This window comes from Hoeflea sp. BAL378 (assembly GCF_000759435.1).
Lineage (GTDB): Bacteria > Pseudomonadota > Alphaproteobacteria > Rhizobiales > Rhizobiaceae > Hoeflea.
The window spans coordinates 1-1,147 of record NZ_JRJG01000252.1 but is presented as its reverse complement, the minus strand read 5'-3'; the positions used below and the strand labels follow the sequence as shown (position 1 = coordinate 1,147).

3 protein-coding genes are annotated in these 1,147 nt (G+C 73.5%); 2 read left to right on the top strand and 1 reads right to left on the bottom strand.

The window, feature by feature from the left end; translation table 11 throughout:
- Together LL06_RS25875 and LL06_RS25870 are read left to right on the top strand one after the other, a co-directional pair.
- A partial coding sequence (locus tag LL06_RS25875) for an SAM-dependent methyltransferase (RefSeq protein ID WP_035533913.1) occupies positions 1-535 on the top strand: 535 nt, incomplete at its 5' end.
- Positions 532-900 carry a YraN family protein gene (locus LL06_RS25870; RefSeq protein WP_035533911.1) on the top strand — a complete coding sequence of 123 codons (369 nt, stop codon included), beginning with the start codon at positions 532-534 and terminating at the stop codon, positions 898-900. The genes LL06_RS25875 and LL06_RS25870, both read left to right, overlap by 4 nt.
- On the opposite strand, the gene LL06_RS25865 is transcribed toward LL06_RS25870, so the two are convergent.
- On the bottom strand, positions 857-1,147 hold a 291-nt coding region (locus LL06_RS25865), incomplete at its 5' end, for a helix-turn-helix transcriptional regulator (RefSeq protein ID WP_035533909.1). The genes LL06_RS25870 and LL06_RS25865 overlap by 44 nt on opposite strands.

The following is a 1,147-nucleotide window of genomic DNA, read 5'->3' as shown; positions in this document are numbered from 1 at the left end:
CCTTCGCGTGATCCCGATCCCCGGCGCCTCGGCGCCAATGGCGGCGCTCGTCGCCTCGGGCCTGCCGAGCGACGCCTTCCTGTTCGCGGGCTTCCTGCCGTCCAGGGACAAGGCCCGGCGCGACCGGCTGGCGGAGTTCGCGACGACCGCGGCGACGCTGATGTTCTTCGAGAGCCCCAACCGGCTGGCGGCGTGCCTCAGATCCGCGGCCGAGGTGCTGGGGCCGGACCGGCCGGCCGCCGTCTGCCGGGAACTGACCAAGGCCTATGAGGAGATCCGGCGCGGCACGCTGGGCGAGCTTGCGGCGCAGTACCAGGACGAATCCATCCGCGGCGAGATCGTGCTGGTGATCGGCCCCGGCTCGGCGCCGGCGCCGTCCGAGGACGACGTCGACGCGCTGCTCGCCCGGCTCGCCACTGAATTGCCCGCAGGCCAGGCGGCGACGGAGGCCGCCAGGCTCACCGGGCAGAAGCGCAAGGAGCTCTACCAGAGGCTTCTCGCCATGAAGGGCGGGGCGGCGGGGGACGCGGGGTGAGCGCGGACGGCAGGCTTGCCAGCAAGCGGCGCTTCGAGCGCCGGGGCCGGCGCGCCGAATGGATGGCGGCGCTGGCGCTGGTGCTCAAGGGCTACCGGATCGCCGCCCTGCGCTACCGCACGCCGCTCGGCGAAATCGACATCGTGGCGCGCAAGGGCGACCTGGTCGCTCTGGTCGAGGTCAAGGCGCGGCGCGAGCTCGGCGCGGGCGTTGATGCGGTCAGCGCTTCGGCGCAACGGCGCATCCAGGCCGCGGGCGCGCTGTTCGTCAGCCGGCAGCCCGATTCCGCGCGCCTGTCGTGGCGCTGCGACATCGTCGTGGTCAGCCCCTGGCGCTGGCCGGTTCATCTCGAGGACGCGTTCTAGGGAGGTCGGGCCGCCGCATGAACCGGCCCGGCGGCATGCCGACGTGACGGCTGAAGGCGGTGCTGAAGGTGCTGGCCGAGCTGTAGCCGATGCGGTCCGCGACCTCGGCGAGCGCCAGGGTTCCGCCGCGCAGCAGATCGCGGGCGACCGTCATCCGCCAGGCCAGCAGATATTCCATCGGCCGCGCGCCCACCGTGCGGACGAACCGGTCGAAGAAGGCGGAGCGGGACATGCCGGCCGCGCGCGC